Here is a 6,518-nt window from a genome sequence, read left to right on the forward strand (position 1 = left end):
TCGCCTCCTCAGCGCACGCCGACCGGGGGCGCGGACCGCGCCGCCCGGTGGGCCAGCAGCATCCGTCGTCCGACGAGCACACCGGCCCCGGCCACCACCATTGCCGCTGCGGCGACCAGCCATGCCGCGGTGAAGGACACAGAGCTTGCGAGGAGACCGAACCCGACCGGCCCGAGGAAGCCGCCCGCGTAGACCCCGACCTGCACGATCGCGGTCGCTGCGGCCGGCGCCTCGGGATTCAGCCGCACCACCGCGAACTGCAGCAGGCCGGGCCACGACCATCCCAGCCCGAACCCCAGGACCACCCCGACGACGAGCGCCACCGGGCCCGGCAGCGCCAGCAGCGCGAGACCGACGGCGCCGGTGAGCAGGCAGGTCGCGACGACGGCGACGTGTCCCCCGGCGCGGCGGTCGGCCAGCCAACCCAGGAACACGCGCATCACGAGCCCGACGACGCTGCCCATCGTCAGCACCAGGCCCGCGAGGCCGGGCGAGACGCCCCGGTCGACCGCCGAGGCCACGAGGAAGATGCCGAGCCCGGTCGCGGCGGCGGCGCCGAGCCCGGAGGCGGCGCCGATGACGGCGAGCGCCGCGGTCGCCCGGTCGGCGTCCCGCGGGGAGTCGTCGGGTCGGGCGGCCGAGCCGGTGGGCGCGGCGGCGAAGGCGGCGAGGGCCAGCGCTGCCGCGCCGACGTAGGACCAGCGCCACCCGACGGTGAGGGCGAGCGCGGGGACGGCGAGCCCCGCCAGCAGCGTCGCGAGCGGTACCGATGCCTGCTTCACCCCGAACGAGAGCCCCATCCGCCGCTGCGGCATCGAGCGCGCGAGCGTCAGGTTGGAGGAGAGCTGACCCATCACGTTGCACCACGCCGAGCAGAGCAGGATCACCGTCAGCACGGTCAGCGAGCGCGCGAGCAGCGCGGTGGCCAGCAGGAACGTGGCCGACCCGAGGACCGCGACCCGGCTCGTGACCCGCGACCCGAAGCGCTCCACGATCCGCCCGACCGGCAGCGACATCAGCGCCGAGACCCCGAAGTAGGCGGCCACGAGCAGGCCGAGCACGGCCGGGTCGAACCCGAGCTCGGCGCCCACCTGCACCGAGGAGGCACCGAGCAGGAACACCGGCAGCACCGTCGCCGTCGTGATGGCGACCGCCCCGGCACCCACCCGCCATGCGCTCTGCTCGCTCATCGTTGAGCCACGCTAACGGACATTGCGGACGTCGCGGCCGTCGGGAACAGCACATCGGGCGCGCTGCGGAGCCTCCACCGGGTACTCCCACGCCCATGGTCCATCTGGTCGCCGCCGTGGTCGGCCTCGTGATCGTCACCGCCCTCGTCCGGGCCGGTGCGCGACGCACGGGGGTTCCCGACCCGATCGCCCTGCTCCTCGTGGGCGTCGCCGCGTCCTGGATCCCGGGGCTCCCCGACTACCGCATCGACCCCGACCTGGTGCTCGTGGTCATCCTCCCGGTGCTGCTCTACTGCGCCGGGTTCGCGGCGTCGGTGCCGGCCTTCCGCGTGCACCTGCGCCCCATCCTGCTGCTCGCGGTCGGCCTGACCCTCGCCTCCACGCTCGCCGTCGGGGCGGTGGCCGCGGCGCTCGTCCCCGGACTGGGGTTCGCGGCGGCGTGCGCGCTCGGCGCGGTCGTCGCCCCGCCCGACGCGGTGGCGGCGACGTCGATCGCCCGCACGATCCGGCTCCCGCGCCGGGTGGTCGCCCTGCTCGAGGGCGAGAGCCTGTTCAACGACGCGGCGGCGCTGACCGCGCTGACCGTCGCGGTCACCGCCGTGACCGGGGCGACGTCGTTCGCCGGCGCGGCCGGGGAGTTCCTGCTGGTCGCCCTCGGCGGGGTCGCGGTCGGGGCAGCGGTCGGGCTCGCGATCGGCTGGGTCCGCAAGCGGGTGCTGCACCCCTACACCGACGTGGTCGTCTTCCTCGTCGCGCCGTTCGTCGTCTACCTGCCCGCCGAGGAGCTCGGCGTCTCCGGGTTGGTCGCGGTGGTTGTCGCGGGGCTCTACCTGGGCCACCGCGCGACGACGATCATGGAACCGGGCGCGCGGGTGGTCACCGGCGCGGTGCGCACCGCCGTCTCGTGGCTGCTCGAGGGCATGGTGTTCCTGCTGGTGGGGCTGCAGCTGCGCAGCGTCGTCGACGGGATCTCCGGACTGCCCCCGTTCGCCGTGGCCGGGGTGACCGCCGCCGTCGTCGTGACCCTGGTGGTCGTCCGGTTCGCGTGGGTGGTGCTCAGCGAGCAGGTCGCGGGGCAGGTGCTGCGCCGCCGGTACGCCTCGTGGTCGGAGTCCGTCCTGACCTCGTGGGCCGGCATGCGCGGCGCCGTCTCGCTCGCGGCGGTGCTGACGCTGCCGCTCGCGTTCCCGCAGCGCGACCTGATCGTCTTCGTGACGTTCGTGGTCATCCTGGTGACCCTGCTCGGCCAGGGCGTCTCGCTGCCCGCCCTGGCCCGCCGGCTGCCCTCGGCGCGCTGCGAGGTCCACCAGGAGGCCCAGGAGGAGGCCCGGGCCCGGCGGCTCGCCGCTGACGCCGCGCTCGAGTGCCTGGAGGAGATCGAGCGGGACAACCCGGGGCGGGAGCCGGTCGTCGAGCAGTTGCGACGGCGCGTCAACAATCGGATGGAAGCGGCGTCCGAGGCCCTGGAGGCCGCCTCCGACGCCTTCGACCCCGAGGGCGGCGCCGAGGCCGCCGGCCGGGGCGGGGCGGTCGAGTCGGTGGCCGAGTCCGAGGACGACGAGCACGACGACGACTCCGACCGCAGTCGCGAGGGCGTGCGCGACACCTACCGCCGCTACGGGCAGGCGATGCTCGTCGCCGAACGCTCGCGGCTCCTCGCCCTGCGCGACGCCGGGGCGCTGCCCGAGGACGCGTTCGTCCGGCTCCAGCACGAGCTGGACCTGGAGCAGGCCGCCCTCACGGTCCGGTAGGGCGGCCCGCTCGGGACCCGGCGCGGGCCCTGGTCGCGAGCTTGTCGCGGGCTGCTGCCCGGCCGATCCGGCCCTTGTCGCGGGCTACTGCCCCGGCCGGCCCGACCTGTCGTTGTGAACCAGAACGACAAGGCACCGGGCCCGGGCCGGAAACCCGCGACAAGGCGCCCGACCGCAGGCCCAACGGCGCCGACCCGACTTGTCGCGGGCTACTTCCCCGACCGGCCCGACCTGTCGTTGTGAACCAGAACGACAAGGCACCGGGCCCGGGCCGGAACCCACGACAGGGCAGCCCGACCCGGCGTCAGGAAGGCTCCACCAGCAGCGCCATCCCCCGGCGGGCCGCGAGGTCCACCGCGAAGGCGTGCAGGTCGTCGACGAAACCGAGCGGCTCCTGGGTGAACATGTCGAGCACCGCCCCGCCGGGCGCCAGGGCCTCGGACCGGACCGTGCCGCGCACCGGCTCCGCGCCGAAGTTCAGCACGGTGAGCGCGTGGGCGCCGCTGGCGAGCCGGTGGACCAGGACGAGCAGGCCGGCGTGGGAGACGTCGGGGATGTCGACCTGCCGCGCCGTGGCGATCCCGTAGTGCTTCCGGACGGCGAGGATCGCCTGGAGCTGGCGGGCGAAGCTGCGCTCGTCGGCGAGCTGCTCGGGCAGCGTGCCGTAGAGGCTGCGCCCGCGCGGCATGCCCTCGGCGGAGCGGTCGTCGTCCGGGGCGAAGCCCATGAGGTCGTGCGCGCCGCGGTGGACCCAGCGGGTGTCGCCCTCGGCGACCAGGGCGGCGACGTCGGAGACCGGGAGGGTCAGCATCCCGGTCAGGTCCCAGCCGGAGAGCGCGAAGACCCCGGGCTGCATCGCGTTGAACATCGCGAGCATGAGGTGGACCGCGCGGATCTCCTCGGCCTCGGCCGCCCCGATGTCGTCGAGGTCGCGGATGCCGATCGACGCCGCGATGACGGTGGCCGTCGTCGAGGCGATGCCGTTCGTGGTGAACACCAGGTTGTAGGGGTGCTCCGGCCCGGCGAGCGCGGCGAGCAGCTCCCCGCGGACGGTCTCGGCCAGCTGCGCGCCCGTGACCTCCGCGCCGCGGAAGACGACCGTCTCGTCGCGGTGCCCGGCGGCCCAGTGGACGAGCTCGTAGGTCATCTCGTCGTGGTTCTGCAGCGCGTGCACCAACGAGGCGGGGTCGATGCCGAGGTCGCGGGCGGTGCGCAGGCCCAGCCGCAGGAACTCGGCGTCACCGGTCGCGAGGGCGTGGTGGTAGCCGGGGCGGTTGACGAAGTCGTACGACAGGTCCGCGCCGGCCTTCCCGACCTCGCGGATGTCGTCCATCGTCAGGTTCAGTTCCTGGAAGGTGAACCCGCCGACCTTGCGGACCATGCTCGCGATGAGGTGGTTCGCGGCGCCGGAGAGCGGGTGGCCCTCCGACCACGCCGGCCCGCCCAGGGCGCTCTTCTCCACCCCGAGGAAGCCGTTGGCGTCGAGGCGCAGCGCCCCGGAGCCGAGGTCGGCCAGCGAGTGCAGCGCGTCGCCGATCGTCAGGCGCATCCCCGCGAACGACGGGTCGAGCCAGTTGATCGAGGGCTGCCCCTCCTTGAAGTAGTGCAGGTAGACCCACCGCCGGGCCACGCCGTCCACCCCGACGACGGCCTTCGTCGCGCTCCAGTTGGTCTCCTTGACCCCGGGCGCGTGGAAGATCACCCGCTGCAGCGCGCCGATGATGTAGCCGGCCTTCTCCAGGCGCTCCTCGGTGGCGACGTCGAGGTTCACCGAGTCGCGCCCCGGCGGGACGACGGGCAGCTCCGACCAGTCCTCCGGGTCGACCTCGACCATGTGGAAGATGCCGGGGTAGTCGGCGTAGCCCATCTCGGCGAGGCGGAAGTCGGCGCCCTTGCCGGTGTGGCCGGGGACCACGTCGTCGATCACGGTGCCGCCGTGGAAGGTCGCCATCCCGCACATGGAGCGGAAGTCGGCCTCGGAGCCGAACGCCGGGTCGATCACCGTGGAGATGCGGTCGAAGTGGCCGTCGACGCTCGGGGTGTGCTCCCAGCCGGAGATGCCGCCCGCGCGCTTCACCGGGCCGGTGTGCACGCCCTCGACGCCGATCGCCGCGAACGCCCGCCACAGCTCCTCCTCGGCCATCGCGGCGAGGAAGGGCTGGCCCGGGCGGGTCATGAACGACAGCGGGTACGCGGTGAACCACACGCTCGCGGTGTCGACGGCGCCCCGCGGGTCCGGGTCGGCGTAGGGGTTCTGCCACATCGCGCCACGCCCGGAGAACTGGCGGGCGATCGCGTCCGCGTCGGCGAGCATCGACTGCCCACGCAGCCACGCGACGTAGGCGGGGTTGGTGCCGATCGGCTCGCCGTCGCGACCCGCGGCCCGCCGCTCGAAGGGCGAGCGCACCTTGGGGCGGTGGCGCAGCGCCCGCGGCCGTGCGGGGTGGAAGTGCTCGGCGTAGGTGAGGTCGATCGGCCCCGTCCCCTCGTCGACCGACCCGCTGTCCGCCCCGTCCGCCACCGACGTACCTCCTGCTCCCCGCGCGTTCCGCGCGACATGGTCACACGCAGGCCGGGCGCCCCCGCCGTCGGGATCGCACCCCGGACGGGGGTGTCGGAGCTGATTCGATCCAGGGGGTGGTGGGCTGCGCCCGGGTGAGCAGTCATCCGCGTGATGGCACCGGTGACAGCTCACCTGGGCGAAGCCCGCTATGTTCTCGGTACCCGTGGTACCGGATGGAGGACCCAGTGGCCCGTCGTCGTTCCTCCCGGTCCGGCCGATCCGGGGCGGTGATCGAGGCGCGCGCCGGGGACCGTGGACTTTCCGCGGGCACCCGGGCGCTCCTGCTGCTCGTCGTGGTGCTGCCCAACGTCGTCGGGGCCTGCGTGGTACTCGTGCTGGCGGCGTGGGTCCTGCCGCACGACCTCGTCGACGCCCCCTCGCTGCTGCTGCGCAATCTCGTCGTCTTCGCCGGCTACGTCGTGCTGGCCGTGGCGGTCGGCGCCGGGTGGGGCCACCTGATGATGCGGGTCCGCCCCCGGCGTCCCGAGGCGGACGAGCGACAGCGGCGGGGGTGGGAGCGCCGGTTCCGGCGGGTCGTGATCGGCGGACCGGTGCGGCTCGCGGCGGTGCAGACGACGCTCTGGGGCGTCGCGTCCGCGGTGTTCCTGCTGCTCAACGTGTTCGACTCGTGGCGGATCGCGCTGCAGGTCGCGGCGACCGTCCTGCTCGGCGGTCTCGCGACCGTGTCGATCACCTACCGGCTCGTGGAGGTCGTGCTCCGACCGGCTGCACGCCGGGTGTTGTCGGCACGCCCGCCGTCGGGACGGGTGCTGCCCGGGGTGCTGATGCGGACCCTCGGCGGCTGGGTGTTCGGCACGGCGGTGCCGCTGCTCGGCGTGGTGCTCGCGGCCGTCGCCGCGTTGGCGTTCGGGACGTACGACGTGACCCGCCTCGCGATCGTGGTGGTGGTGCTCGGTGGGGTGGCGCTGATCCTGGGCGGGGCGGTGATCACCCTGACCGCCCTGTCCACCGCCGCCCCCGTCCTCGCGGTCCGCCGGGCCCTGAAGAAGGTCG

Annotated in this window: 3 protein-coding genes and 1 pseudogene; 2 read left to right on the top strand and 2 right to left on the bottom strand. The window is 74.3% G+C overall.

Annotation, left to right across the window (positions count from 1 at the left end):
* Positions 1 to 8: 8 nt before the first annotated feature.
* Positions 9 to 1,190 (bottom strand): MFS transporter, encoded by a 1,182-nt coding sequence (locus QSK00_RS26805; protein ID WP_285595924.1) that lies wholly within the window; start codon positions 1,188 to 1,190, stop codon positions 9 to 11.
* Positions 1,191 to 1,285: 95 nt separating this feature from the next.
* On the opposite strand from QSK00_RS26805, the gene QSK00_RS26810 reads away from it, so the two are divergent.
* On the top strand, positions 1,286 to 2,941 hold the full coding sequence (locus QSK00_RS26810) for a Na+/H+ antiporter (RefSeq protein ID WP_285595926.1): 1,656 nt from the start codon (positions 1,286 to 1,288) through the stop codon (positions 2,939 to 2,941).
* Between the two features lie 304 nt (positions 2,942 to 3,245).
* Here QSK00_RS26810 and treS read toward each other — a convergent pair whose 3' ends face one another.
* Positions 3,246 to 5,462, bottom strand: coding sequence for a maltose alpha-D-glucosyltransferase (gene treS, locus QSK00_RS26815; protein WP_285595928.1), 2,217 nt, complete (start codon positions 5,460 to 5,462; stop codon positions 3,246 to 3,248).
* A gap of 269 nt (positions 5,463 to 5,731) precedes the next feature.
* On the opposite strand from treS, the pseudogene QSK00_RS26820 reads away from it, so the two are divergent.
* Positions 5,732 to 6,518, top strand: a pseudogene (locus QSK00_RS26820) (adenylate/guanylate cyclase domain-containing protein); the annotation flags it as partial.

It is taken from the genome of Actinomycetospora sp. NBRC 106378, assembly GCF_030269685.1.
Lineage (GTDB): Bacteria > Actinomycetota > Actinomycetes > Mycobacteriales > Pseudonocardiaceae > Actinomycetospora.

Coding starts and splice junctions, on each gene's coding strand:
- QSK00_RS26805 (WP_285595924.1), bottom strand. CDS start 1,190: ATGAGCGAGCAGAGCGCATGGCGGGTGGGTGCCGGGGCGGTCGCCATC.
- QSK00_RS26810 (WP_285595926.1), top strand. CDS start 1,286: ATGGTCCATCTGGTCGCCGCCGTGGTCGGCCTCGTGATCGTCACCGCC.